Source organism: Caenispirillum bisanense, from assembly GCF_900230255.1.
GTDB lineage: Bacteria > Pseudomonadota > Alphaproteobacteria > Rhodospirillales > Rhodospirillaceae > Caenispirillum > Caenispirillum bisanense_A.
Genome location: NZ_OCNJ01000039.1, coordinates 1 through 1,384 on the forward strand (window position 1 = coordinate 1; position 1,384 = coordinate 1,384).

At 67.5% G+C, this 1,384-nt stretch carries 2 protein-coding genes and 1 pseudogene; all 3 read left to right on the forward strand.

Translation table 11 applies throughout. The annotated features are described in order from the left end of the window. Positions 1-639 (forward strand): IS630 family transposase (locus CRP50_RS24725; RefSeq protein ID WP_245913719.1); only part of this gene is annotated, 639 nt, incomplete at its 5' end. Positions 640-666: 27 nt separating this feature from the next. Beyond that, positions 667-885 (forward strand): hypothetical protein, encoded by a 219-nt coding sequence (locus CRP50_RS24730; RefSeq protein ID WP_281257972.1) that lies wholly within the window; start codon positions 667-669, stop codon positions 883-885. Positions 886-1,061: 176 nt separating this feature from the next. Beyond that, positions 1,062-1,384, forward strand: a pseudogene (locus CRP50_RS24735) (IS21 family transposase); the annotation flags it as partial.

The window sequence follows — 1,384 nt, forward strand, 5'->3', positions numbered from 1 at the left end:
TCGCGGACTTCAGGGGAAAACTTGTTCATCGTCTTGCTCATGAGGGCTCCATCCTACTCTGGAGTTGGAGCCTCCGGCAAACCCGGCGCGGTTCAGTTCGACCTTCAGCCGGAGTTCGACCCCGAGCGCCTGGTCTTCATCGACGAGACCGGCGCCTCGACCAAGATGGCCCGGCTGCGCGGCCGCTCCCTCCGGGGCGAGCGCTGCCGGGCGCCGGTGCCGCACGGCCACTGGAAGACGACGACCTTCGTCGGCGCCCTCAGGCTCGAAGGGATGACGGCGCCCATGGTCCTGGATGGCGCCATGAACGGGCCGGCGTTCGTCGCCTACGTCGAGCAGGTCCTGGTGCCGACGCTGAACCCGGGCGACGTCGTCGTGATGGACAACCTACCGGCCCACAAGCTCACGCCGGTTCGCGACGCCATCCATGCAGCCGGAGCCGAGTTGCACTTCCTGCCGCCCTACAGCCCCGACTTCAACCCGATCGAGATGGCCTTCTCCAAGCTCAAGGCCTTCCTCAAGAAGGCCGCGGCCCGGACCAAGGAAGCGCTGTGGGAGGCCATCCGTCAGGGTATCGACGCGATCATGCCGGCCGAATGCGAGAACTTCTTCGCTGCCGCCGGATATGACCGCGATTGAGAGGAAAACGCTCTAGTCGGCTTGAAGATGCCGCGCGCCCTGGAGATCCTTGACCACATCATCCGCCAACTGGAGCGCGGCGAGGTCTCGCGGCTGGAGGCGCTCGACGCCCTGCTGGCCGAGGAATATGCCGGCCGCGAAGGCCGACGTGTGAAGGCCGCCTTGCAGATGGCGCGACTGACGACGGTGAAGACGCTGGCGTGCACAGCGACACCGAAGTTGACGAGCCAGCGACAACGCTGGTGACGACAGGGTCCGACCGGAGGGCGGGCGTAGCCCGGCCGTAGGTCGGACCCTGTCCGGCGCGGGTTTTCCCCTCGCCAGTGGCCGCGACGGCTGCCAAGGACATCCGGTCTTCAACCGCCAAGAAGATGACCGTGATGCCCGGCAGACCGATCACCGACCACCAAGCGAGGTTGTACATGACCCTGAGAAAATCGCATCGCCGGATTACGGCATCGGCCATGGCCGGCTTCAGCCCCAGCACGGGTGCGCGCCTGGAGGCGGACCCGCGCCTGCCGTCGCAGAAGAAGGCCGAACGGCGCCATGGCGGCGGCAAGCCCGATCCGCTGGAGGGCATCTGGGACAGTGACGTCGTCCCGATGCTGGAGGCGGCGCCGGCGCTGCGCCCCGTCACCATCCTGCACGAGCTCTGCCGCCGCTATCCCGATCGCGACATCATGGCGGCGCGACGCACCATCGAGCGGCGGGTGACGCACTGGAAGGCGCTCCACGGGCCGGAGCG

Coding starts and splice junctions, on each gene's coding strand:
- CRP50_RS24730 (WP_281257972.1), top strand. CDS start 667: ATGCCGCGCGCCCTGGAGATCCTTGACCACATCATCCGCCAACTGGAG.